This window comes from Nocardia suismassiliense (assembly GCF_900269665.1).
GTDB lineage: Bacteria > Actinomycetota > Actinomycetes > Mycobacteriales > Mycobacteriaceae > Nocardia > Nocardia suismassiliense.
The window spans coordinates 53,641-78,657 of record NZ_LT985363.1 but is presented as its reverse complement, the minus strand read 5'-3'; the positions used below and the strand labels follow the sequence as shown (position 1 = coordinate 78,657).

Annotated in this window: 21 protein-coding genes; 6 read left to right on the top strand and 15 right to left on the bottom strand. The window is 63.9% G+C overall.

Annotated features, from left to right (window positions below):
- Nucleotides 1-17 precede the first annotated feature (17 nt).
- Entirely contained in the window at nucleotides 18-644 is a 627-nt protein-coding gene (locus DBO33_RS41795) for a class I SAM-dependent DNA methyltransferase (protein WP_107661188.1), read from the top strand.
- A 39-nt stretch (nucleotides 645-683) separates the two neighbouring features.
- Here DBO33_RS41795 and purF read toward each other — a convergent pair whose 3' ends face one another.
- The 4 genes from purF to DBO33_RS41775 all read right to left on the bottom strand — a co-directional run bounded on the left by purF (nucleotide 684) and on the right by DBO33_RS41775 (nucleotide 5,461).
- Nucleotides 684-2,159 carry an amidophosphoribosyltransferase gene (gene purF, locus DBO33_RS41790; RefSeq protein ID WP_107661187.1) on the bottom strand — a complete coding sequence of 492 codons (1,476 nt, stop codon included), beginning with the start codon at nucleotides 2,157-2,159 and terminating at the stop codon, nucleotides 684-686.
- Between the two features lie 81 nt (nucleotides 2,160-2,240).
- Nucleotides 2,241-2,867 (bottom strand): GNAT family N-acetyltransferase, encoded by a 627-nt coding sequence (locus tag DBO33_RS41785; protein ID WP_234391487.1) that lies wholly within the window; start codon nucleotides 2,865-2,867, stop codon nucleotides 2,241-2,243.
- 179 nt (nucleotides 2,868-3,046) lie between these two features.
- Entirely contained in the window at nucleotides 3,047-3,934 is an 888-nt protein-coding gene (locus tag DBO33_RS41780) for a helix-turn-helix domain-containing protein (protein ID WP_159080824.1), read from the bottom strand.
- Between the two features lie 39 nt (nucleotides 3,935-3,973).
- On the bottom strand, nucleotides 3,974-5,461 hold the full coding sequence (locus tag DBO33_RS41775) for a flavin-containing monooxygenase (protein WP_159080823.1): 1,488 nt from the start codon (nucleotides 5,459-5,461) through the stop codon (nucleotides 3,974-3,976).
- Between the two features lie 715 nt (nucleotides 5,462-6,176).
- Here DBO33_RS41775 and DBO33_RS41770 point away from each other — a divergent pair.
- On the top strand, nucleotides 6,177-6,731 hold the full coding sequence (locus tag DBO33_RS41770; RefSeq protein WP_159080822.1) for an antibiotic biosynthesis monooxygenase family protein: 555 nt from the start codon (nucleotides 6,177-6,179) through the stop codon (nucleotides 6,729-6,731).
- A gap of 537 nt (nucleotides 6,732-7,268) precedes the next feature.
- Here DBO33_RS41770 and DBO33_RS41765 read toward each other — a convergent pair.
- The 3 genes from DBO33_RS41765 to DBO33_RS41755 form a co-directional block, all read right to left on the bottom strand.
- Nucleotides 7,269-7,925, bottom strand: a complete 657-nt coding sequence (locus tag DBO33_RS41765) for a fumarylacetoacetate hydrolase family protein (RefSeq protein WP_159080821.1) — start codon at nucleotides 7,923-7,925, stop codon at nucleotides 7,269-7,271.
- Between the two features lie 490 nt (nucleotides 7,926-8,415).
- Nucleotides 8,416-8,745, bottom strand: a complete 330-nt coding sequence (locus DBO33_RS41760) for a helix-turn-helix domain-containing protein (protein ID WP_159080820.1) — start codon at nucleotides 8,743-8,745, stop codon at nucleotides 8,416-8,418.
- 208 nt (nucleotides 8,746-8,953) lie between these two features.
- Nucleotides 8,954-9,502, bottom strand: coding sequence for a hypothetical protein (locus tag DBO33_RS41755; protein ID WP_107661180.1), 549 nt, complete (start codon nucleotides 9,500-9,502; stop codon nucleotides 8,954-8,956).
- 822 nt (nucleotides 9,503-10,324) lie between these two features.
- On the opposite strand from DBO33_RS41755, the gene DBO33_RS41750 reads away from it, so the two are divergent.
- The 3 genes from DBO33_RS41750 to DBO33_RS41745 all read left to right on the top strand — a co-directional run bounded on the left by DBO33_RS41750 (nucleotide 10,325) and on the right by DBO33_RS41745 (nucleotide 12,890).
- Entirely contained in the window at nucleotides 10,325-11,125 is an 801-nt protein-coding gene (locus DBO33_RS41750) for a helix-turn-helix domain-containing protein (RefSeq protein WP_159080819.1), read from the top strand.
- Between the two features lie 218 nt (nucleotides 11,126-11,343).
- A complete protein-coding gene (locus DBO33_RS43400; RefSeq protein WP_159080818.1) occupies nucleotides 11,344-11,883 on the top strand; it encodes a hypothetical protein in 540 nt (179 codons plus the stop codon).
- A gap of 56 nt (nucleotides 11,884-11,939) precedes the next feature.
- Complete coding sequence (locus tag DBO33_RS41745) at nucleotides 11,940-12,890, top strand: MBL fold metallo-hydrolase (RefSeq protein WP_159080817.1); 951 nt, start codon at nucleotides 11,940-11,942, stop codon at nucleotides 12,888-12,890.
- A gap of 1,045 nt (nucleotides 12,891-13,935) precedes the next feature.
- Here DBO33_RS41745 and DBO33_RS41735 read toward each other — a convergent pair.
- From DBO33_RS41735 to DBO33_RS41710, 6 genes are all read right to left on the bottom strand, one after another.
- On the bottom strand, nucleotides 13,936-14,904 hold the full coding sequence (locus DBO33_RS41735; RefSeq protein ID WP_159080816.1) for a hypothetical protein: 969 nt from the start codon (nucleotides 14,902-14,904) through the stop codon (nucleotides 13,936-13,938).
- Between the two features lie 187 nt (nucleotides 14,905-15,091).
- Nucleotides 15,092-15,523: a hypothetical protein gene (locus tag DBO33_RS41730; RefSeq protein ID WP_107661176.1), complete on the bottom strand. Its 432-nt coding sequence runs from the start codon at nucleotides 15,521-15,523 to the stop codon at nucleotides 15,092-15,094.
- Between the two features lie 71 nt (nucleotides 15,524-15,594).
- Nucleotides 15,595-16,713, bottom strand: a complete 1,119-nt coding sequence (locus DBO33_RS41725; protein ID WP_107661175.1) for a transcriptional regulator — start codon at nucleotides 16,711-16,713, stop codon at nucleotides 15,595-15,597.
- 15 nt (nucleotides 16,714-16,728) lie between these two features.
- Nucleotides 16,729-18,243 (bottom strand): helix-turn-helix domain-containing protein, encoded by a 1,515-nt coding sequence (locus DBO33_RS41720; RefSeq protein WP_107661174.1) that lies wholly within the window; start codon nucleotides 18,241-18,243, stop codon nucleotides 16,729-16,731.
- 174 nt (nucleotides 18,244-18,417) lie between these two features.
- Complete coding sequence (locus DBO33_RS41715) at nucleotides 18,418-20,172, bottom strand: acyl-CoA dehydrogenase family protein (protein ID WP_159080815.1); 1,755 nt, start codon at nucleotides 20,170-20,172, stop codon at nucleotides 18,418-18,420.
- 594 nt (nucleotides 20,173-20,766) lie between these two features.
- A complete protein-coding gene (locus DBO33_RS41710; protein WP_159080814.1) occupies nucleotides 20,767-21,354 on the bottom strand; it encodes a hypothetical protein in 588 nt (195 codons plus the stop codon).
- Nucleotides 21,355-21,720: 366 nt separating this feature from the next.
- On the opposite strand from DBO33_RS41710, the gene DBO33_RS43395 reads away from it, so the two are divergent.
- Nucleotides 21,721-22,389 carry a hypothetical protein gene (locus DBO33_RS43395; protein WP_159080813.1) on the top strand — a complete coding sequence of 223 codons (669 nt, stop codon included), beginning with the start codon at nucleotides 21,721-21,723 and terminating at the stop codon, nucleotides 22,387-22,389.
- Here the strand turns inward: DBO33_RS43395 and DBO33_RS41700 are convergent.
- Both DBO33_RS41700 and DBO33_RS41695 read right to left on the bottom strand, forming a co-directional pair.
- Nucleotides 22,378-24,396, bottom strand: coding sequence for a hypothetical protein (locus DBO33_RS41700; protein WP_107661170.1), 2,019 nt, complete (start codon nucleotides 24,394-24,396; stop codon nucleotides 22,378-22,380). The two genes, DBO33_RS43395 and DBO33_RS41700, sit on opposite strands and share 12 nt — an antisense overlap.
- Nucleotides 24,397-24,403: 7 nt before the next feature.
- Entirely contained in the window at nucleotides 24,404-24,952 is a 549-nt protein-coding gene (locus tag DBO33_RS41695; protein WP_107661169.1) for a hypothetical protein, read from the bottom strand.
- Nucleotides 24,953-25,017: the final 65 nt, after the last annotated feature.

Here is a 25,017-nt window from a genome sequence, read left to right as displayed (position 1 = left end):
GAAAGGAATCCGTCACTATGAACGCAAAAGCGGTGCCCAGCAACTACTTCGAGGAAATCTACGCCAACGAGCTCGACCCCTGGGGATTCGACACCCACTGGTATGAGGCTCGACGGCGCGCGCTGTTGATGGCGTCCCTGCCCAAGCCGCGCTATCGGCACGCCTTCGAACCAGGTTGCGCCATAGGCACTCTCACCATCGAGCTCGCCACCCGCTGCGACCACCTCGTCGCGACCGATGTCGTCGACAAAGCCCTGGCCGAGGCACGCACGCGTGTCGAGCACAATCCCGGTGCCGGAGCCGTGGAGTTCCGGCAGTGGGCGTTGGGACAGAGCTGGCCGCAGGAGCAGTTCGACCTGATCGTGCTCAGCGAGGTCTGCTACTACCTCGAGGCCGCCACTCTCGAACAGGTCCTTCTCGAGGTCGTTTCCCACTGTGAGCCCGCGGCGACGGTGCTGTGCGCACACTGGCGCCGCCCGGTACCCGACTACACGCTCACCGGCGATGAAGTCCATGACATCGCTCGGGCGACGCCCGGATTGTGGAGCTTGGCTCGCTACATCGATGAAGATCTAGTTCTCGATGTATTCGCGACAGGGCAGCGCCCGCCGTGTTCGGTGGCCGCCGAAGAAGGGATCTTGTGAACCCTGTTGTCTCGCTGGCCCATTCAACAGTGCCCGGAGCTAACTCGGTAGTCCGCTGACCGATGCTGGGGGAGTGTCGACCATGAATGGCGCCGAGGGTGTGATGGCCAGTTCGGTGAGGTCGACGGGGACAGGGATCGGGTAGTCGCCGGTCAGGCAGGCGGTGCACAGCCCGGTCGAATCCTGGGGGTGGATGGCGGCGAGCATCGCGTCGAGCTCGAGGTAGGCCAGCGAGTCCGCGCCGAGGTAGTCGCGCAGCTCGTCGACCGTCATGTGTGCAGCGACCAGCTTCGAGCGGTCGGTGGTGTCCATCCCGTAGTAACACGGCCACCGATACGGAGGAGACAACACCCGCAGGTGAATTTCGGCGACCCCGGCGCCCCGCATCATCCGCATGGTTTCGCGCAGAGTTGTTGCCCGGATAATCGAATCCTCCACCACCACCAGGCGCTTGCCCTCGATGTTCTCCCGGATGGGATTGAGTTTGATTCGGACAGCGGCGGCCCGTAGTTCCTGGGTCGGTGCGATGAAGGTTCGCCCGATGTAGCGGTTTTTCACGAAACCGTCGACATACGGGATGCCGGACTCATGCGCATAACCCTGCGCGCCGGGCACGCTCGACTCCGGGACCGGCACGACCGCGTCAGCCTCGACAGGGGCCTGCCGGGCCAGCGCCTCGCCCATGCGCTGACGAACTCGATGTACGTTCTCTCCCCGCAGCCGGCCGTCAGGGCGGGCGAAGTAGACGTACTCGAAGGAGCAAAACTTCGACCGGATCTGCTCGGCAGGAAACGGTGCCAGCGACTGGACTCCGGTCTTGTCGATCACCACCATTTCGCCGGGCTGAATCTCGCGCACCATTTCTGCGCCGATCACGTCCAACGCGGGCGTCTCCGACGCCAGGACCCAGCCGTTGTCGAGTTTGCCCAGAATCAGTGGCCGAATGCCGTGTGGGTCACGGACTCCGATGAGGAAATCCTGGCTCAGCAGCACGAACGAGTAGGCACCGCTCAACTGCGGCAAGGTGCGAACGAACGCTTCGACCAGTTCGGATTGCGTACCAGTGGCGTCGGCGGGCAGCTCGCGCGCCAGCAACTCCGCGGCCAGACCGCTGTCGCTGCCTGCAGCGCTCGGGGGCAGCCCGAGGGTGTCGGCGAGCTGTGCGGTGTTGACCAAGTTGCCGTTGTGGGCGAGGGCGAACTGATGGCCGCCGAGGTCGCGATAAACCGGCTGCGAGTTCTCCCAATCACCGGACCCGGTGGTGGAATAGCGGGTGTGGCCGATGGCCAGATCGCCGTGCAGGGTCTGCAAGCGACTGTCGTTGAAGATGGCTGAGACCAGGCCGTTGTCACGGTCGACCCAGATCCTGCCCTCGTCGCTGACCGCGATCCCCGCTGCTTCCTGCCCGCGGTGTTGCAACGCGAACAGGCCGAGGTAAACCATGTGTGATACCGGACTACCGGGGGCAAAGAGCCCGAAAACGCCGCAAGACTCCTTGGGAGCGCTGTCGTCCACCGCCTGAGACTACCTGACCGGTCGAGGGCTCCCGGATGTTCGCCCTAGGAACTCCAAAGAAACAATCGGACTTCCCGACGACTAGTCGGTCATGCTGACATGTTGCCGACTGAATGAGGTCCCATCTGGAACGGATCCGACCTCACTGATGCGAGCATGCAGGTGCATGTCGTGCCAGCCATCAAGATGAAGTCCAGAGCTGTACTTCGTTCCTTCCCAACGGAATCCGGTCTTGTCCGCCACTCTGCAGGAGGGTTCGTTGTGGACCGAATGCGTCAGCTCGAGTCGATGAAATCCGGCGTCGTAGAAGGCCCAGGCAGTCAATGCCTCGACCGCCCGTGGGACGACGGCGCGACCTCGCGCAGCTGGCATCGCCCAGTATGCAACCTCGGCCTGGCCACCGACCAGATCCATATGCTTCAGTGAAACCCTGCCCACGACGCGGCCGTCTGTGGTGTCTGCAACCGCCCAATGGGCGCGAATCGCCTTGCGCCACGCCATATTCCACTCTTCGATCCATTGGCGGGCTTCGGTGATCGACCGGGCGGATCGCACATGCCAACGCTGAATACTCCGGTCCTTATACGCCTCGAAAACATCTTCGGAATCCTCAGTCACCCACGGCCTCAACAGCAGGCCACCTTCGGCGGAGAGAACCGGCTGAGCGGCGTCGGTGAACCTCGCCGATTCGACAACGTCCTCTGTCAAGTCAGGCATTAGACGCACCCGCCATCACGTCCTGGCGGTGGCACGGCAACGCGGTGACGCAGGTCGGCAGCGCCACAGAAGACCAGGCAGTATTCATTTGCTAATCGTATGCTCAGATTCAAACCAGGGCTGGCATCAGGGCGTGACGAGGATTGTCTGGACTGAGCGTCGCCTTGCAGCTACCGGTTCGTGACTAGTCGCCTGAGGCCCTCACCCGAGGCGGTGGCGCGACGCGCGGAACCGCAGCTGCATCGAGGTGGGTCGGGAACCGCTACGGAGGTGGCGCGGACCTCTGCAGCGTCGGGTCGGCCGGGTGCAGATTTGTAGGGTGTGAGCAGCAGGTGATTTTCATCGAGAGACAGGTGTACGAACATCTCCCGTGCGCCGCGCGAGGCGGACTCCGGGTCGCGCAGGCGCAGGATTTCCCGTGTCGCAATCGATTCCGGGGCTCGGGTGTTCCACATCCTGTCGAACGCGCGACTGTGCCGATAACGTTTCTTGATCCGCTCGATGTCCGCGATGGGGGTAAACCCGGTGAGGGCTTCACGGCAGGCCCGTACCCAACGGTGGGTCTCTGCTTCCCAATCGGGCAGGACGGCCTTGGCCCAAGGGCTCAACAGGTGCCATTCGACGAGGCTGTCACCGACCTGCAGCCCGGGGTAGGTGCGGGTGAACGCAGTGTTGGCGGCGCTCACGACGTACAGGCCCGGGGTGAGGTAGCACGCCGGGTGGGAGGTGGTGTCGAGCAGGCTGAGCTCGCGGTGTGTCGGTGTCGTCGGCGACTGGCTGAGGTGGAGCAGGTATGGGTCGGTCAGCCTCATGAGCCTGTGTTGGTTGATGTGACTGAGCTCGAGGACGGGGGCGACTTTGGTGATGGTCTCGGAATTGACCGCGCGCAGGCAGACCTCGATCTTCGATATCAGTGAGATCGAAAGCCCCGATTTGTGTGCCAGCGCGCCCTGAGTCAGCCCGAGTTCGCGCCGGTAGTCGCGCAAGATATGCCCGATCGGCGTGCATGCGTCCTCGGCAGTGGCTGGGCCGGCTGGGCGCTCACGCGCGAGCGCCATCCGATCATTCATCCTGTCCGCCCTTCCTGTCGGCTGGATCTAGGCCGCGCCGGTGCAGGAGGTGTCTGCTGCGGTCACCGGCTCGAAGTCTGTGGCAGGGTGGTGTTTTGTCATGCGATCAAAGGCACGGTTGGTGGCCGGCCAGGGATTGGTCACCTTGCCGGATGCGGTCTTGTACCAGCTGTCAACGCCGGTCGGCCAGATGGTGCCTGCCATAGCGTCGTCCATCCATTGCTGATAGGAGTGCATCGCGGAGGGGCTGACCTCGATAGCGGCGCCCAGACGCATGCTCTGTTGGATGCCACGCACGACATAGCGCGCCTGGAACTCTTTGATCGTCGGATTCGATCCGGAGGCACTGAACGAATTGGGTCCGGCCAGCATCCACATCGACGGGAAGCCGGGCACCGCGAGGCCATAGAACGCGGACGCGCCCTTGGCCCATTGCTGACTCAGCAGGACGCCGTCGCGCCCTCTGACCTCGATCGGGGCGAGGAATTCGCTGGCCCGGAACCCAGTCGCGAAGACGATCACATCGGCTGGGTGCAGGCGGCTATCCGCGCAGCGAAGGCCGCTGCTGGTCAACTCGGTGATGGGTTCGGTGACGAGTTCGACGTTGGGCCGGCAGAGTGCGCGGTAGAAGTCGTTGTCCAGCACGATGCGCTTCTCGCCGATCCGGTATCGAGGGGTGAGACGGGCGCGTAGCTGGGGGTCGGGGACGCTCAACCGCAAATGCGCGCGCGCCACCCAGCGCGCCGGGTGCGCGGTCCATCCTGCGGTCATCACCGGCGACAAGACGAGATCGGCTCCGTAATAGATCGCCTTGCGGTAAATCGCGTGCATCGCCGGGATGTGCTCGAGCACCCACCGTGCGACAGGGCCGAATCGGCGTGCTGGCTTAGGGAGTACCCACGCCGGGGTGCGTTGGAAGACGGTCACTTTCGCTGCGTCGCGAGCCAAGTGAGGCACCATTTGCGCGGCACTGGATCCGGTCCCGATCACCGCGATGTTGCGCCCGGTGATCGAAACAGTGTGGTCCCATCGCGCGGAGTGAAAGGCTCTGCCTTGGAATAGTTCTCGACCGGCGAGGGCCGGGATATGGGGCCGGTGCAGTTGGCCTACTGTCCAGACCAGCGAGCCAGCGGTGTAGCGGTCGCCGGTGCTGGTGGTGACCAGCCATCGCCCGTCCTCGCCGAAGCTGGCCGCGGTCACTGGTGTGTTGAGCCGAAGGTGCCGTTGCAGACCACATTTGATGGCGGTGGAACGCAGGTATTCCTGGATGTCCCGGCGATCGGGGTAGCGGATCGTCGAATCGGTGTAGGGAGCGAAGCTGAAGGAATACAGATGCGACGGCACGTCGCAGGCGCAGCCGGGATAGGTGTTGTCTCGCCAGACCCCGCCCAGTTCGCTCGCCTTCTCCAGGATGAGGAACCGGGTGATGCCGACACGCAGGAGTTCGACTCCCAGGCCGATGCCCCCGAACCCGGCACCAACCACCACCACGTCCAGATCGGTGACCTCGGTCATCGGGAGGCCGATCCGACGGCGGGCCCGCAGCGGACGTTGCGGTGGCGGCGGGATGGGCATGATGATGTCGGTCGCTGCATGGAATTCTCCTCCTGAACCGAGCGAGCCGCGCCCTATGAGCAAATATTTCGAACGTGTTCTAGCCGAATCGTTTTGCGTGGCCAGCGTGCACATTGAGCATTTAATTGCACACGTATTGAGGTCAAGAGATTTTCGTCGCACAACTAGTGCGAATTCATGAATTCATCACACACTCGGTGTTAGCCGCACTCGGACGAAGTGTGACTCCAACTCTGTCGAGGCACCGGGTGTGTGAAATCGGGATACCGGATGCACCTCGTGTGTGACGGCTGAGGCAAGCTGGCCGAGTTGGAGGTGAACGTCCTCGCCAACGATGTTCTAGCACATCTTGTGTTAATGGAGTGCGGAAGTCGCACCGCTTGTGCGAGTACGTCTTTCACTAACGTGAATTCCCGGATTCGCCATTGACAAATCCGGTCGCCAGCAGAATGCTGGTCGCTAGTTCCGGTAACCCATCGGACGTGGCGGCACCCACCACCGCCACACCCCGGTGGGTACCGGGACGGAGATATGTCAACGGCCGGGGTGGTCTCTAGTCAATTCAGTGCACCATAAATTTTGTTGTCGAACTATCCCGTCGTCCGCGACTAAAAGCTTCTGACGCGGCCGTGAGTGAAGCGAGAACGGAACGACCATGTCTCTTCGCACGCCTTCGACCCGGTTGAACACCCACAGTCTCATCGACCAGCCGCCCAGAACCTGTGTTGCGGTGGCGAATTGCATTTCTGGGCCCGCGGACTTCGCTCCGTGGATCCAGACGTCGTTCGTCGACACCTTCACCACACTGGACAACAGCTTCGGGGTTCGCGTGTTCTACCTTCGCCGCCTCACCGGAGCGCGACCCCACTGCCTGTTCGTGTCGATCACTGTCTGGAATCGCTTGCAGGACTTCGAAGCATGGCGCGGCAGCGATGCGTTCACCGCAGCACACCCCGACCGTAAGCAGTTCCGGGCCGAGTTCAGCCAAATGCGTTCCATCCGCTACGACATCGAGGTCGATGCGTCGGTCACCCTCGCCGACCTGGACTCCGAGGTAGTCAAGCGGTTGTTCGAAGAACATCCCGCTCTGATCACTCCGCCGGTGTCATTCGTCGGAGAGATCGAGTGGACCCCAGGTGACGGAGACCGATCCGCCCGGGCGTACCGCTGCGGTCGCCCTGCTGTCGAGGTCGAACGCGAGCGGCGATGACCGCCGTCGAGAGACCACGCCGGCCCCGATCGGGGTGCTTCGCCCATCGAAGGCATGCAGCGCTGACATCTCGACCGACGTCCAAGCTGCACCGCCGTCTGTACGCCAGGCCCGCGATGCCCCGCTCACGTCCGCAACGTCACCCACGTCAGGCCAGCGGACCCACATCGCGGTCACCCGGACTGGATGATTCCGGCAGCACAGCCCGTGCTCGACAGATCTGACAGGACCACTTGATGCCCCATTTTCTTCTCGTGATCGGTGCCGTCGCTGTTCTGGTTAATCTCGCGATCGGGCTCACCGCTCCTGAGCCAGGCGAAGACCCCGCGTGGGCTCGGCCATGTTCGCGGCGCACAATGCTTCATCGGCTGGGATTGGTGCTGATCGCACCGATTTCGGTGCCAGTGCGACTGATCGGGCGGGCCCGATTCCGTGCCCGTGCCCGTGCCGGCGGATCAGCCGCGGTGCTCCTTGTTGATCAACCCAGGCCGCTGGGAAGGCCGGTGAGGTCCCATCGGCCGGGGTTCGACGATCAGTTCATCCGATCGTCGGAATGTTCGGACGCGACTCCCACCCTGATTCGACTGGTCCATCCGGAACACCGAAGCTGAGATGTAGGGCGCCCAGGCCCGCCACGGTGATTATGATCCGCTCGCCAGGGTCGAGCCACTCGTCACGATCGAGTCCACAGCAGCCCGGGACGGTGCCCATGCCAATCACGCTGCCCGCAGCCAGGCTTTGACGGGTAGCCAAGGCGACGATGACGTCGATGGGATCGAGAAGATACTCAGCGGTGCTGCCTCGCCACACGCGGCCGCGGTCGGTGGCGACTTCGACCGACAGGCCTCGCACGTCGTCGATCTCGTCCGGTGTCACCAGCCACGGACCGAGTACGTTGCCGCAGTCCATGTCCTTGGATGCTGTGGGCCCGAAGCCGAACATCTCCGCCAACTGCACATCGCGGGCCGAGATGTCACAGAACACGGTGTAACCCGCGATACGTTCTGCCGCGAGGCGGCGAGAAGCGCCGAAGGGTATCTCGCCGACCACGACGGCGAGGTCCGGCTCGATGTCCAGGTACGAGCTATAGCGCGGCCACGGAACTACGGTGCCGGTTCCGACAACGCTCGAGATCCTGCCCTTGTAGTAGCTCACGGCGCCAACTTGTTTCGCCAGCATCAGCCTTCGCGCCACCGCGGCAACCGCCGGTGCGGCTGACCTCAGCATCGACGGAAGCGATCGCGCAACAAGGACATCGCTGGATAGGCGTAAGTGCCGCGGAGACGGCGCAGTCCAGAAGGGCGGACGGTCGAGGCACCGGCGAGAGCACTTGGACCGAATCCAGCGCGACACCCCAGTCGGCGGACTCGATTGTCGCTGCCCACCGCTCCACGCTGCTACGGCTGCCCGGCAGCTGCTGCAGGTAGCTGTCCACCGAATCGATGGCGTCGCCGGTGTCGCTCACCAAGTCGATTGCCGCGATGCGGTCCCCGTTCACTACCCCAAGCCCGGGTTCCCCGTCGAGAAGATAAGTAGCCAATGTCATTGTCCAGCACCATCTTTCGTCCCCGGAGCGCATCCAACACGCGCCGGGGCGAGTATACGATCCCAGCCCCGTCAGGTGCGGTTGGCGAGCGCGCCAGACGCTCTGCCTCACCGCACAAGGCCGCGAGGGGTGGACGGTTTAGTCTTTGACGGCGGGGCGGCGTGTCTGAATGTCGACTTCGATCTGCTCGACGTGCATTCGCGCGTCGATCTCGTACAGGTCCGCCAGGGCGCGCAGCTGCCCCAACTCCATGATGCGGCTGCCGGTCTCGATCGCCCGCAATTCGGTTGAGGTGCAACCCAAATACCGTGCGACTGCCTCGATCGAGAACTCTCGATCTTCGCGCAGCCGCCGCAGGCGGGCCGCCGATAGCCGCCGCAGGCGCGCATCGTCGTTGGTACCCCCGTCGCCAGCAGCGATCTGGGCAGGGAATGGGTAAACCCGGCATAGATCGTGTATGTCGGCCATACCAAGACTCTTACACGATCTGCGTCCGAGCACACGACAAGGTCCCATCATGGGATGGTTTCGCAAATGGCCTACCCGCCAACGCAACTCGACACCGTTGGTCCTGGATCTGTGACGCAAATGCGCCAACGTCGTGGTTCAGCGCCGACGGGCAGCGGAAAAGGCGAATGTCGCAGGGCCGGCGCGAAGTTGCCGGGCTGTTCAGCGATCAGAGACGCTCGCTGGTGAGGTTGCACAACAGGTCGCCGAGTAGGCGAGCCTCGACGGGGGTCATCTTGAAGTAGTGGCCACCGCCGCAAACAGGCTGGGCTATATGAATCCAGTAGTCGATCCAATAGCTTCGGGGGTTCACACCTCCGTCCTCGGTGAAAGCCTCTCTGCCCCTGGCGAAAGCTCGTGCGTCCTCGGTGAAGACCGTCAGCGGCGCACCACGGTTCTCACTGAGCTCGATGGTCGTTTCGCGGCCATAGTGGAGTTTCGGGAGTCGCAGTACTTCGGCCAGCTGTCCGACATCGGTTGCGGTGACGCCGAAACCGCTGCGGTCGGCGCGGACGATGTCGATGCTGGTTTCGTAGCTGCCGTCGCCGAACACCCGGCGCGAGCGTTCGATGGTGATGCTGTGTGGGGGACTCGACAGTTCGAACTCGAGCGGGAGATCGTGATGGCAGTGCGGGTGGTCATCAGGGTCGTTCGATGGCTCGCAATAGACACACCAGGGGATCGGGCATTGCCCGGTGCGGATCGCCACGGTGCTCACATTCGGCTCCTTTGCTGGACACGCTGTCGACATGATCGCGGCCCCGGTGCACCGCTCGGATTCCAGGCCACGCGGGCCTTCGGCTGCGGCGTGCGGCGTTGGCGGCGCTGGACGTCAGTCGGGCGGCAGCGCTGTGAAGGATTGCGTCCACAACACTGCACTGCGAGCCCCTTCGTGATACGCCGAGCCGGCACCGTCGCCGAGCTTCCTGCACTGAATATAGCTTCGCTCCTTCGAGTCTTCCTGCTTCTGCTGGGGAAGATCGGCGTGCTAACTGTTAGCTACTGATCGTGGTAGGTGGAGAGGTGCTAACGCAACCCCCAAATTTCATGTCTATAGCATTCGGAATGTTCAGGCATCAAATGTCGCGCATAACGCCCCAGGAATGCAAGCGTCGCCCGCACGCATGCATCACCAAACGACACTGGAGTCACGTGCGAGAGTCGGGATTCGGCGGGTTTCGGACATATTGCGGCAGGCGGGGGAGCCGTAGCCGTCGAAGGCGAAACCGGGTGGGGACGTGTGTATTTCACGCTGTTCAGTACTGCGAGCGGCCGCAGGGAATTCTCTGCGGAAGTCGGTGAACGCCCAGGAATGGCACGAAATTCACACATGAAGTGTGAAAAGCCGTTCGTTGACATGATCAGTGATGATCAGCTACACCTGTGACAAGTTGGGACTCCGACCCGCGTAGTCGAGGGGGAGGAGAAATGGCTGGGGCAGGGTCGCATGAACGAACTCTCGAGACTGGAACAGCTGACGCCAGGGAGGCCGTCGGCTCGACCTGGTGTTACTGCTCCGGCCCGATTCAGAGAGGGTGCCGTGACAGGGGGAGCAATCGACACAGGAGCTACTGAACAGCTATCCAGGGTGCTGGGCGCGATGATTCGAGAGTTGCGAACGTCGAGAGGGATCAAGCAGGCGCAGGCAGCCAAACTCGCAGGAGTTTCCGTCTCCGCCTATTCGAAATGGGAGGAGGGCAAACGAAGACCCCTCCAAGACAATCTCGAAAGACTATGCATCGCGCTCGACTGCGAAGAATGGCTTTTTCGCAAGATGATGTCCTTGACTTCGGAAAGCCAATTCCGTATCGAGATCGGCACATGGCCGCCGCGCATCACCGATGAAGACATCGAAGTCATCGAAGAATTACCTTTCCCCGCCCTGTACCGCAAGCTGCCTGAGTACGACATCATCTACTCGAACGAGGCAATGCTGAAGTACTTTCCGATGTTCGCGCCCGCACCCTTGGACTCACCTCAGCCAGCGAACATGATCGAACGGATGCTCACCGACTACCGTGCGCGCACCATCTTCGTCGATTGGTACACAGTGGCACATCGAATGGTCTACATGATGCGTCTGTGGTCTCGCGGAGTCTCACCAGAACGGCACGCCGAGATCATGGAGGCATGCAATCGCGTGCCCGAATTCGATTTCATGTGGAACAACAACCCACCTGCCGAATCGTTCGCTACCAACCGGCTCATCGCTCGATACCCGGCCGACAATTCTGTCCACTACTTCACGCTACGAAGTTGGTTCCCCAACTACCCGCCGGGCGAAGCCGAAATCTTGGCGGCTCCCCGATCTCCATCGGCACAAGCACAGGGGAAGGCATGACGGCCATCCAACTCCGCACGAACGAAACCGTCGATCCGTTCCTGGCCGCCGTACTCGAACGATGCGAGCGCGGCATCTGCGAACACCGACTCCCTGCCCACAGGTGCCTCCCATGTGCACGCGAGCTAGGGCTGCTACGCGAGCTCACCGACAGTACCGATGTCCGATGGCAATTCGGCGTCCGAGAGAACGCCATCGCGTGGGCGCACACAATCAACATGGTGTTTCCGGAGCACGGCGCCCAGGCCTACGCGCGCGTCAGCCGCTGCCACGATGCCAGTGACCGCGCCCCCGCTATCGGCGAACTCGTCGCGCTGATATCGGAATACACCACAGCGATGAACCAACTAGCGATCGCCACATCGATCATTACCGAGTTCCTTCGGCAATGCCGCGGGCGCCGACGCCCCGGTGCTCGAATCGTCGCCCCTGGCACCGAGACCGGAGGACCGATCGACGAGCGACGCGCACTCGAATCGCGGGTACGCATGGCGGCATGGGAGGCGAACAACGAAGCACACTTCCTGTTCCTTATCCGCGAGAGCGACCTGCGGATCTATCCGCGCGCCTTCGGCCTTCATGCAGAGGTGCTGCGATGTGGCTACAGCCGCATCGACGCGAGCAACGGAGCCGAGAGCGAGATGTATTCCGACGACGCACTGGCACCGGACCTCGGACTACCCATGCTGCGCTCGACCTGGAGGGGGGACACCACGCCCACAGCACCGATTACCTGGCACGTCGTCGCAGGACCGTAGTTCCGCACCGCCTCGCCACGCGCTCGCTACAACTACATCTCCAGGGAAGTTCCACCATGCGCTCGATTCCCTACATCCATGGCCTGCACCAGATCGGTGCCGGCGACTACGTCTACCTCCACCCCAGCGGCACGTGGTGCCGCAGTAACTCCGGTCTCGTTGTCGACGGCGACGAGGCGGTGCTGATCGACACCCAATTCGGCCTCGCGGAGGCTGAGCGACTCCAGCAGGCGATCCACGCCACCCGGCCCGACACCCAGATCCGGGCCGTGGTCAACACCCACGGCGACATCGACCATTGGTGGGGTAACCAGCTGTGGGCCGACGTCCCGATCATCGCCACGGCAGCCGCAGCCGAGCAGATGCGTCAAGACCGTTGGTGGCAGTTAATCAACGACCTCAAGGCGCCGGTCCCGGCCGGGGTCCGTGAGTTCCTCAACGGCATTGGGGAGGCCTTCGATCTCAACGGGCTCGAGCCCACGCTCGCCAACGAGCTATTCGTCGGTGAGCGCGAACTGCAGGTCGGCCACCGCACAGTCCAGCTGATCGACGCCGGCCCTGCGCACACCGCCAGCGACGTGTTTGCTCACGTCCCTGATGCCCGCATCATCTACGCGGGTGATCTGGTATTCAGTGACACCCACCCCGTCATCCATACCGGTCCCGTCGACCGATGGATCGCCGCGTGTTCTCAGATGTTGAGCCTTGACCCTGCGGCGATCGTGCCTGGCCACGGTCCTGTCATCGATTCCGCTGGCCTGCTGCGTTTCCGCAGCTACCTCGAACACATCAGGGACCACGCAATCGCGTGCCAGCGCAAAGGAATCTCGGTCTGGCAGGCCGCGGCAACCTTCGAATGCAGCGAGACTGCTCACTGGAGCGACGCGGACCGGGTGGTGATCAATCTGGCGGCGGTGTACCGCGAGAACGAGCCCACCGACGCCTCCGTGCCCACCGAGTTGCACCTGCTCGGCCATGTCGACGCCACCGCCGCGTTGCAAGGCTAAGCAGACCCACACGCGGCTGCCGCCACGGCCGTTGCTGGTAGGCCCCACCACTCGGGAACCCGTCGCGGATTCGCGGCGGCCTTCCCCAAACCCCCGCAGTGGTGGGGCCGGTGCCAGGCAGGTGCCCGCCAACAAGGCCCCCAGTGTCCACCAAACCGGTGGACCCGCTCGTCGGCCAGCTGATCGACGCCTGGAAGCACGTTCGACCCCACCCCAGCCTGCCCACGAAGACTGCAAGACCGGCCTCCGGCGGCAATTTCTGTTCAGTGTGCGCGATGAATTGATCGGCCGGTCCTACCTCAACGACCACGTCATCCCGGCGCTCTGCCACAAGGCCCGGAATCCCCGAGGCCGATTCTTTCTCGGAGGGTAAGCACAAGGGTCTGCCTGCCCTCGTCCCAGCGCGACACCACTGTCATTGAATGTCGCAACTACTGGACCCGTGCCAAGGTCATCGACCTGGACGAGCCGATCGACGCGCAGGAGGATTGAGCGATGGAGCGGATGAGCTTTCCCTGCAACGTCGACCAAGGGGGCTGCGGCGGTACCTACTGGGCCGACGTCACTGACAAGTCCCCAGAGAAATGGACTATCGACGACTGGGGCGCGTTCCAGAACTCCCAGTCCGCGCACATCGCGGCGCATCCTGGCACCTTGAAGACCGGTATGGCACCGGATCCGGTGCGCCGCAACCGCGACTGGGCGGGCCGAGCGATGGCCGCGAGGGGCGAACGCGTTCCGCCTCACCGCCGACGTAATTCTCGATGAGCCTTTCCCTAACGGCCGTTGAGAGACGTGTTGTAGCCGCCGGCCAACATATCGGTCCACTGGGTGGTGGCCGGAGCCCTCGATGGGCCGCTTCGCGAGGCTGGCGTAGTCGGCTGCGGACTTCCGCTGAGCCCGAACATGAACGTCAGGTGCAGCGGGTCGGCGTTCGTAGAGGCGCTTCGTGCAGGACGCGGTCACCGAGGCCACCATGCACTCTGGCTAGTCTCGAGGCTCGCACACCAGCGATCGAACCGGAATTCGTTTGAGCTGGAGCGCCTTAGATGTCCACGCCTGACTCAGAGCCAGGACCCTCCAGTTCGAGCTGCGTTTCTGGCGGATGCGCTGGGCCGATGTGTTCGCAGGATCCTCGGCGTGGGGCGGCCGCGATCACCGTGCCCATGCACTCGGTGTTGAGGCCATCGGGTTCCTGGCTGATTTCGGTGAGCAGTTCTGCGACTACACGTCGATGTTCGAGGGTCGCGAGGGTGTGCACGGCCCGCAGTAGCCACTCCGTGTCGTCGTCGAACTCGATCCGTGGCGGGATAGGGATCATCGCCTGCCGGTTGCCGGGGTGCGTCCAGAGCGGCATTCCGTTGCTCGTCTTGCCGCTTGCCGACCATCCGCGTGCGGAAAGGTAGCGAACGAGTTTGTCGTGATCCGGTGGCGCGAGCGTGACCGGGCGTGGCGTCTTGTCGGTCCCGCCCGCCGTTGGCGGTCGCTGGTGCGCGCCGGAGCGAGGGGCTTCCCATCCGTTCGGCACCGTGTTGGTCAATGGCTGGTTCGCTGGCGCGAGGTCGGGCTGCCTGGAGCCGATCGGTGGGGTGGCGGGTGTGGTTGGCAGGTCTTTCAGCGAGGTGATTTCCCATGGGGTGCGGCGGAATATCGGCGAGCGGTGATACGCCGGCACCAACTGGCCGTCGCGCAATTCCAGCACGCGGTCTTGCTGCGGCAGGCACATGGCCGCGGCGGTACGTACCTGATCAACTAAGGCCCTCGCGAAAATGGCGCCGACTGTCGACTCGGATGCGGTCTGGTGCAGGTAGTGCTCGGCGGCCTTACAGACCGCGATGGGATGCAGATTCGACGCGACCGGTCCCGGGACCAACTCCGGTGCGGGCGCGGAGGGGTCACCGCGGTACTGCAGGGTCCAGATGGCTGCGTCAGCGCGCGTGCGATCGATGAGCCCGAACTCAATCGCGGCCGAGACCAACGCGTCGAGGTGCGCGAGGGGAAATGTCGCTGCCACGGCGGTGCCTCCCATGTCGGGTCGAATGGTCACACCGACCTCTGGAATGGGAGGGCGGCTGCTGCGACGGTACGAACCTCGGCGAGGTGGCGGCGGCGGCATTCACACAGGCGTTGGGCCACACTGCTGGTGTGGCCCAACGCTTTTGTGCGAGGGGTAATTCAATTATGTTGGGGGACAGGTAAGTTCAGCTCGTTGCGACTGTCTGGCGTTGAGGGTGGGGTGTGCGGGCCATGCGAGCCTTCTCGACCTCGGCCACGACCTGTGTCCAGGCGTTGGCCAGCTTCTCCAAATTGAGGTCGACGGCTCCGCGGTTGTCGCCGTGCAGGTACGCGTGAGCGGCGACACCGAGCTGGGTGAACCGATCGACGGTGGCTCCGAGGGTGTTCAGGCCGGCCACGTGGTCATTGACCCACGCGTTGATCTCGGCGATCAGGAGCTCGCGGCGAAGGAGGGCCGAGGTCGTGGTGGACGCAGGGTCTTGCTCGGCTCGAATGATCTCGGCGAGCTGCGCCGCTGCCCGCGCGACCGGGTGTGCGTTCTCGCTGAGGGCGTTCCAGCAAGCGGCCTGCAATTGGTGCCAATCAGGTAAAACCGTGACCTGGGTGTTCTGGTTCATCGTGTGCTCCTGTCCAACTGGGCAGCTGTTGGAAGTGAGCATCTACGTCCACGCCCCGCCTGTCTAACAGCTCATAGCTGTACAGCTGGGAGTTGTATTTTCTCGGCGAGTCGCAGTGTGGCGGCCCCTGCGGCTTGCAGGTGGTAGTCGGTGACCAGGTGTTCGAGGCTGGTGGTGGTGAACGGCTTGGCGTCCAGGATCTGGCCTTCGTCGTTGTCGCCACCTACGGCGCCGAAGAGGTCCTCGAAGAGTTCGGAATCGATGACGATCGCGGTGAGCAGGTCGGTGGCGAACGAAAGCGGATCCACACCCAGGCCCAAGCACAGTGCCTGGACGTGACCGTCGAGCAACCCCTGATCCAGACGGGACGCGAATTCCCACCGCTGGTAGTCGATGGGGGCGTTCTCGCTGCCGTAGTCCTCGGTGTGGCCGCCCAGCTCCTCGGCCAGCTCGCGGAGGATGTTCTTCCACAGCGAGAAGTCGTTGTCGCGATTCCACAGCTGCTCACCCGAGGGCTGGAAGATGCCCACGGGTAGGACTTGGAACATTCCGCCGGCGTGGCCGACCTTGGCAGGATCACGCCAATGCAGAAGTAGCTTCGCGTGACCCTCGCGCACGTTGTGGACGATGGTAAGGGTGCTGATCGCCATGTTCGCGCGACGGCGGGTCAGGTCACAGGGGTCGGCGATCGCAGACCGCAGACGCGATCCGGTCGGCGAGCCGCGGTGAGTCGCGGCGAACTCGTGAGCGGCGGCTTCTCCGAAGTTCACGCTGTCGAAGTAGCTTCCGATCTCGAATCGCAGGTGCGGTGCCGGGCCGGTCAAGTCGGCATCGGCGAGGCGATAGGTGGTTCGGTCTGCGAATACGGCGGGTCGGGCGAGGCTCGACATGGTGTCGGCATAGCTGCTGAACGGCGATCCGTCTTCGTGGGTTGGCAGGCCCATCTGCGCAGCTGCTTCGAGATCATCGAAGTGCCGATGTGCCGTCGGTGTGAGGTCAATCGTGACCTGGTCGAGGGGGAGGGGCGTGGAAGGTATCCAGCCCCGTCGGGTCAGCAGCGGCGTGCCAGCGACTTTCAGCAGCCCAGGGAACTCGGCGGCCGCGTGCGCGGTCAGCTCGAACCTGTTCTCTCGCAGGTACTTACGTACCTCGAGCCACTGTTGACGAGTGGGCGGTGGCACGGCGGTCACATGGTCCTCCGGAGGCTAGTTGAGCAGAAGGTCGCGGTGCTCCCAGGCCAGCATCAGCGCGGCGGCTCCGGGTGCTGCCATGGGCTTGTGCGCCAAGGTGTCGGCGACCGACTCCTCGGTGAACGGGATTCCTTCGGCACCGGGTTTGCCGTTGACACCGACGATTTCGCCTTCGTCGTTGTATCGGACTGTCTCGCCGAAGAGTTCGGTGAAAACGTCGTCGTCGATCACGGTCACGGTCAGGATCGTCGCAGCGAGAGTCAGCGCGTCCAGTCCCATCGCGAGTGCGTAGGCGCGGACTCGCCCGTCTGATCGCGCATCGGTCAATGCCCGGTAGAGATCCCATCCTTCGTAGTCGATTGCCTGCGTGCGTGTCCCGTCGTGTTCGGGTGCACCCAGCAGTTCCTCGGAGTACTCGCGCACCATTTGCTTCCAGATCCCGAAATCGTTGCCGCGATCCCACAGCGCCACCGTGGAGGGCTGAAACTCCCCGGCCGGAATCACATCGAAGACGCCGGCCGCCGTTGCGACACGGGAGGGGTCACGCCAGTGCAGCAGGAACGACGGCTCGGCAGGAACCCGTCGACGCCGGATGGTCAGGGTGGTGATGGCCGGAATAATTGCCCGTGCGAGCGGATCGAACGGGTCGATCGACTCACGAAACGGTAGTCGAGCATGCCACGGCGTCGGAGATGTTGCGTCGCTGGTCATGCACGCCACGGCCAGCTCGTGGCCGAGAGCTTCGCTGACATCGAGCTTGTCGAAGTACGCGCCGAGCCCGAACCTCATGTGAGCTTCGCCCAGCGAACCGCCGAGATAGCGGAAGCTGGGCCGGGACTCAAAGAGACGAGGCCGGTTGAGATGTCCGATCGCGGCGGTGTAGGAGTCGAAATGTATCGCTGGAGCCCGCAGCGGACGTAGTGGCAGAGTTGTGGCTTCGCGCCCGGTAATGGTGGCGGTTACCGGAGGCTCGATCAGCTCCAAACTGATGCTGTCGAGTTCGACAGGTTCGTCGGGCAGCCACTCAGGCGGCGCGATAAGTGAAGTCTCGCGCACACGCACCGAGGCCGGATACCAATCGGCGGCGCGGGTGGCCAGCACTCCACGGTGGTTGTTGAGCCACTCGCGCTCAGCCAGCCAGCGCGCACAACTCTGCCCGACGTCAGGGGCGGTCGCCGGTTGAGACTGTGACATCGCGATTCGCGAGTGCTCCGATAGCCCAAGTTGCTCCGGCGGGATGTCGAGGACCTCGGCGAAGCGCCGCCGCAGCGGAATGAGGACTGTCCGCAGCCCCTTCTCGATGTTGCTGAGGTGCTGCTGGGTCATGCCCATCTTGTCGGCGAGGACTTTTTGCGTCCACTTCGGTGTTTTGCTCAGCCGGTAGGCGCGGATCACGCTGCCGACGGCGATCGTGTCCGCGTTCGCGGAGCGGCGGGCGGGATGGACACGAAGTCTGTCGTCGCCCTGTGCGTCGGTATCGCCGACGGCCGGATCGGAGAGGTTGCGATCACCAATGTGAGCAGCCGTCATCGCCGGAACCCGTGCCGTTGCCAACCAGCGCACGCTGGCCGGAGAGTGTCCCCGGCGCCGACAGATCTTGCGCGATGCAGTGTCATGACAGTTCGATCGTATCGGGCTGCCCGGCGGCGGGCGGGCTCCGCGCCCATCTCACCCGACGATCCGCGCCCGGGTGCGGGCGAATCCTCAGCTCCACCGACCCTGCCACCCAAGGCGCAGGGGCCACTGGTGCAGGTAGTCATGGTCGATGGGTGCAGAGAGCGGCGGGATGTCGAAGGATCCGGCGATGGCACCCAGGTGGGGAATCAGCGCCGTATAGCGCATCGCTAGTTCGCTGGACAGTTCGCTGGCGCGGGCGACGGTGAGGTTCCCCGTCGCGGTGAACCATCCGGCCGCGGCTGAGACGCGTTCGAGGACGAAGACCGCCACAAGGTTCTCCGCGATGGCGCGTGCGCGGGGATCATCGAGTTGGTCGACGGCGGCGGCGAAGATGTCGGCGACGAGGCGTTCGGCCATGACGGTGTAAGCGTCCACGGCGAGTGAGTCCGCGCCGATCGCCGTGCCACCCAGGCTCACCTCAATGGCTGCGGCGTCGACGACAGCACGTTCGCGCACATGTAGCAGTTCGTGCCACCACGGCAGGTACGCAGGCAGACCGGGGATCTGCGCCCGGGAAATGTCCATGCCGGCAGCGGCAGCCCCGCTGGCGACCAACTGGGGCGCTCGCCCGACTGCGACTCGAAGAGAGTTGTTGATGCCTTCGGCGATCTGCACACCATGGATGCATGCGGCCCAGTCGCCGAACATGTTCTCGCCCAGTACGCCTTGTGCCCCGCATAGCTGGCTGACCTCGATCAACGCCTGATAGGCGGTGTCGGTGACGACCGGTTTGGCTGCCGTCACCAACGCGACGCTGGCCGCGTCGGCGGGGCGTAGCGAATATTGCATCCGGGCATGATTGACCATTGTGGACATTGCGACGAGCTGAGCTGCGGTGGAGATGAATGTCCGCTGAGCCTGGTCACGATCAGCCAAGAGCGTGCCGTCGATCATGCGCTGGCGGGCGTAGCGGTATGACAGTGTCCATGCCGCGCGGGCTGCGGCGACGGCGGCGCCGGTGTAAAGGATCCTCCCGCTCTGCAACGCCGCACTCGCCCGTTTGAAACGTGGACCACGATCGTCGAGGTCGCACACGAATTCCCCGCTCGGGGTGAACTGAGCCCAGCTGCCGCCGAGCAACGCGTCTGTGGGAACTCTGAAGCCGTCCCCGAATATGAAGGCCGCATGGTCCATCGGAGCCGATAGACGGCTGTTCGGCAGGGCGGCGACTTCGACGCCTTGTGCCAGGCCGTCGACGCCACGCACCCGGCAGGCGATCGGAAACACGCCCTCGTCGTTACCGTCGACGATCAACCGCGCCAAGACGATCACGATCTTGGGGACTGCGTCTTCGGCAACGTTAGGCATCCATTTCATGGCGCCCGCAGTCGGGGTGTGCAGGCTCAGGGTTCGATCTTCCCGGTGCCAGTGTGCTTCGGTGCCCAAATCCAGAACATTAGTGCCCGTGGACAACTCGGTCGACGCGAAGACAGCTTTGGCGGTGCCGGTGTCCAGTTCGGCCAGGCATTGCTGCTGATAGCTGTTGCCATTGCCGAGCTTGAGGATCGACTCGATCCCGAGCCCAGAATGCGACAGGAACGCAGCAGCTCGCGGATACAACGTCGTGGTCCAGTCGAAGGTAGCCGCGTGGAGCCAGGGGTTGCGAGCAATTTGCACCCATGACCCGCCTAGCACGGTGCCGATGCGGTCCAGCTGTGCATAGCCGTAGCGAACCTCCTCGGCGTCAGAACCGAACGACGAGGGTGCTTCCGACATGTGGACGAGAGCATCGCGGACTCGCCGCTGCGGGGCGTAGGTATAGCCGAACACGATGTCGCGCAAGGCATGCGCTGTGCTGACCTCGCTCCTTGAAGCGGCGGGAGGTGGTGTGGTGGGGCTGTCGGAGGGCGAAGCAGCGGGAGAAAGAGTCACGCGGAGTCCTGATGCCGAATCGGTTGCAGTCGACGAGGCCGACGCACGGGCGAGGTGCGGCCATGCGATCGCGGGGGCGCCGGGAAATCGCTGTGCCATTCCCGAACTATTCGGCTTCCGCGTCGACGAAGCGGTGGCCTTTCCCACCTGGAGTGGGTGCACAAGGTGTGAAATTTCGGCAACGCCGAAATCGGATGCCGAGCCGAGACATATTGGGGCGAAGCATAATTCGTGCCGAGACGCCCCTGCAAAGCGAATGATCTGCGGTGGCGATACGCCAACCGGAACACGTCGGTGACCAGGCCCGAGCGCTTGCTGGTGATGCCCGCGGTGCGGCTGGCCTGGACAGGTCCTGGCGGGGGACGCCGCGCCTTGCCCGCCCGCGTCGATCTCGCACAGCAGCTCGGACTGCCAGCGGTTGCGGGCGAGGCTGGGCTCGAGCCCACCGATCCCGACGAACAACCCGACCATCCGTGCGCCCGCGACCGCCGAACCCGCTCGCCATTAAGTCACGAAATCCGTTCCGGCGGGCCGCATCACGCTCGGCACCACTTCCTGTCTGGTAGGCCCTGTGATGGTCAGCGGAAGGGGGCGCAGATCTGTGTGCGGTAGTACCAGGCCAGCCGTTCGCCACGGTCGTCCCAGGATGTCGAGTTGCCATTCGAGGTCACCGCCCCGGCGAATGCCTTGTGTGGTGGCGGCGAGCACCGCCCCCCAGACACCGGCGCCCAGCTTCTCGGTCAACCGATCGCGGCGTTCGGGGGAAAGCAACGCCCGCAGTGGCGGGGAAACGCTCACGCACGACACGGCATCCAACGCCGAATACCAATTGCGTCGGGAGTACGGCAGCGGATTCCGCAACGCCTTCACCTCGGCGTCGATCAGGTCCAGCGAAGCCGAATCCAGTGCGGCGGCGGTTGTTTCGATGTCCTGCACGGCGGCGGCCGCCCACTGGGCGTAGCGGGCAATCGGCTCGGTGATGTGATCGCTGGTGGACATCAACACCGAATGCAGTCGATCCAATGCTGCGTCGACCGCATGCCACTGGGGCCACATCGGGTTCGATGTCGTCGATGTCGTCTCGATGGGCATGTAGTTCTCCTGTTTTGTTCTGGGCATTGACTTGTCGTGGGTCGAAGCGTTGGGGCTGGGTCTGGACTGGTGTTCGGCGCCAGGGGTCAGCGATGGAGCACGGTGAGTTTCGTGTCGAGGCGGATACCCGATCCTGAGAGACTAGAATTCCATAATGCTAGCGTGCGTCGGCCGGAAGAGCTACAGGCTCGTCTATCCCGATGGCCTCACCGCGCGGCCACCCGCCTCAACCGACATCTGCGAGCCCAGTCGGGGTGTCGGTCTGTCTCCACAGGACCGGCGCAGAACTTCTCGACACCGTCGCTGCCCTGAGCTGTCCGCGCCGCATTACGCTGATCGGCACGACCAACAGATGGGGGAATTACAGTGGCCGGCAGCCCGCGCCGCGACGGCAACACCGGCCGGGGTGAGCGGCCCACCGGCGTTGTGACGGGCACGCACACGGCAACTGTCGCAGCGGTGGCACCCGAGATCGAGAGCGCTCGTCGACGCGTGGAGCACGCGTTTACGATTTTGGGTCCGATACTGAATCCGCCCCCGCCGCGCTGGTGGCGCCGCTCCGCGACGAGTCAGGCAACGGTTGTACGACTGCACCAGGCATTTCGGGAGGCGATGGATTCCACCGACGACCTCATGCGGCTGGGCCTTCACGCCGGGATGGCGTTACGGGCAGCGACAGCGGCGGCCAACGCCCTTGCTGCCAGTGTTGGCCGGCCTCAGATCGCTGACGTGGTGGTGACAACGTTGTCGTTGACCGAGCACTATCAGCGCCGCCCGGCTTCACCTGGCGCGGGGTTGAAAGCGGGCGAGCTGCGCTCGCTGCTGTTGCGGATCGCGCAGCTGGGTAAGTGGCTCAAGGCCGCTTCGGCGGACCTCGCCTACCGGTCGCAAGTGCCCGAAGATCTGCGCCGAGGGCTGGTCCGTGCCTCCGAACTCGCTGGGGGGTTCTCCGCGGTTTACGAAGACCTGGCCGAGGGGCTCGCCTCGACAGAACACCCGTCGCGTGCAGAGGGCTCTGGAAACTCAGGGAGCTAGATCCGGGGACGCTGGCGTGAGTTCGATGGCTGGCGTGACTTCGATGCTTGTATCCCTGTGGGCCATCTCGGCGGAGGCACCAGCTCGGCCCAAAGTCGCCGCGGTCAAACCGGCGACCAAGGCCGGTTCTCTGTGGTTGCTGCGATCGGCGGTAGGTGAAGTAGCGAGCTCGCGCGCCATCTGCCACACGGCAAGGACCGAGGGGTTGAGGCCGAGGTCGCTGGCGTAGGCGAGAGGAAGCATTTCCCCTGCGGCACTTGCCGCTATCGCGATCTCGAGACCTGTTCGCTCATGTTCGGCGAACTGATTGTCGTGACCCAGGGTGAACACCGCAGACTCGGCGAGGGAGCGGAACGTGCGATTGAACTCGGCGGGTTCAAGATAGTCGTGGGCGCGGTGCAGGACGGCGAGGGTGTCGACTGCGGCGATCACGGCGTGCCGAGACAGCAACGGGTAGGTGTGATCCTGTGCGAAGGGCCGGTATGGCGCCAGGCCCGGCGCGAGGCGGCGGAACTGCTCATCGAGACGCTGAGTGGTCTGGTCGCCACGGTCCACGTAACGCTGGAACAGCGTGCTGCGAATTGCGATCTCGGCAGGGGGCGTGCCGTCACCCAATGTCAGTTCTTTTCGCATGCCCAACATGGCCACGGACGCTTCGATCTGTGCTGTTTCCGTGGGGGTGAACAGGTCGGTGCGCGCTGTGCGCAGCACAATTCGTGCCAGGTGGTCGAATTCGGGTCCGTTGGGGGTGAAGAACGCCTTGCGCGCCATCCGGGTCAGATACCCTCCGAGCTGCCCGCGCGATCGCAGCGGACTGACCGCGTCGACGTCTCCGGGGTAGCGCCCATGGCTCATCAGGCTGTCGAACAGGCTACGTTGCAAGACCGCGCTGTCAGCCAGCCGGCGGTTGCGGGTCACGCGCCAATCCTCGAATTCGATGGGGTCACCGACTATGTCGGCAACCTCACCGGGATGCAGTCCAGGCCATTCCTGTTGGTAGAGCACGGCCAGCATCCGTTCGCCGTGGGCAACGGTGATCGCGCTGAGAAAGCGGTCATGTTGACGCATCGTCGCGGCGATGCTGCCGACCAGGTCAACGAACCGAACATCCCAATAACGTTGCGCCGCTGACAGCGCTCCATCAGCCTCCGCGGGAGCGATTACACGCAGGTGTTCAACCAAATCGATCAACGCGACGTCGAACTCGTCGCGGCTCTTCAGCGGGGGCCGGTGGTAGTCAGGGACTTTCGACAACCACGGCATATCGGGGAAGCGCTCTGGTCCGCCGGTCGCGGTCACCCAGTCGCTGCTGCGATAGTCGAGAGTGTGGCGCCGCCAGTGCGTAAACAGGTCCGGATCGGTGTCGTTGACCGAGATCCGCTCCCACAAAAACCGGGACTCCCCACCGTCGAGCATCATCGTGATGGCCACCCGGATTCGCTGGGCAGCTTCGTCGTGCAACACGACCTGCGGGTTGTCGAGGTTGGCCAGGATCTGGCGGCCCAGCGCGAGGATGGAGGGTTCTTCGGCGAGCTCGGCTTCAGGGGACGCGTGACGAAAACCCGTTACCTGGTCCGATAATTCGTAGACCGCGTCGATCAGGTCCATCGCGCTGTCGAAGGCGTAGTCGGATCCTGCAAGGGGTGGCCGCACGGACTGGCTGCGCAGCCAGTCAGCAGGGTCGAGGGCGGAGTCAGTGACGACCGTCCACGGATCGGTCGCGGTCGCTCCATGGCGCAGCACCTGCAGCACAGCCTTCGCTCGCCGGATCTGCCCGAGATCATCCAGGACCGCTCCGGCGGTGAGTACATCGTCGAGACGGGCGATCTGCTCACCCACCTCGAACCAGAACCGGCGTCGACGTTCGCGATCAAACGGATCGGGGGAAGCGAGAAGTTTCGCGTGCAGCGTGAGCAGCTCCGATCGGAATTGCTCGCGGGTGAGCTCAGGCTCAGCGGCTTCGAGCTCGACGTCGCCGAACCTGGAACCTTTGACGGGGTCGGTCATTGTCAGCTCACAATCCTTCGCAGCTGTCAGTTACTGGTACTGCTTCATCGACGTCAGGCCCACTGTCTCGCTGCGGCAGTGGTGGCGGCGAGGCGGCCGATGAACGAGCTCCGCTGGTGGAGCTGTGCCCGCGCGCGGCTGCGGCGAGCTGTCGGGACAAGCCGTCGGGCAACGTCGTGGACGCTGCGGGCCTGTCGACCTGGTCGCCTACTGCGGTGAGGTCTTTTCCGGACGGGACACTGTCGAGGAATCGTCTCAGTTCGGCGCGTGTGGTCTCGTTTATGTGGGCCCGAGTTAGGTCTCCCAGGCGCTGTGGGTCGAGCACGTCGTTGGGCTCCTCGGCGGTGACGAGCACATCAGCAGAGCGCAGCGCCTGCGCGTTAGCGAGCCGAGAGACCTCGCTCCACAGGTCAGGCAGCTTGCCACTGTCGGAACCGCTGAGGCTCTGGGTGATCTGCTCGATCACCCGTGCGGTGTTCGCGGCGAACTCCCGATGCAGCCGCTCATCGAGGCCCGGATGGTCAGCCGGGGGATCGGCAGAAGATTGTTCGACCACTGTGTCCTCCGTCGGTGCGTGGCTTCCACCAACACGAGCGTGGCAGCGGAAGCGGTTGACACCGA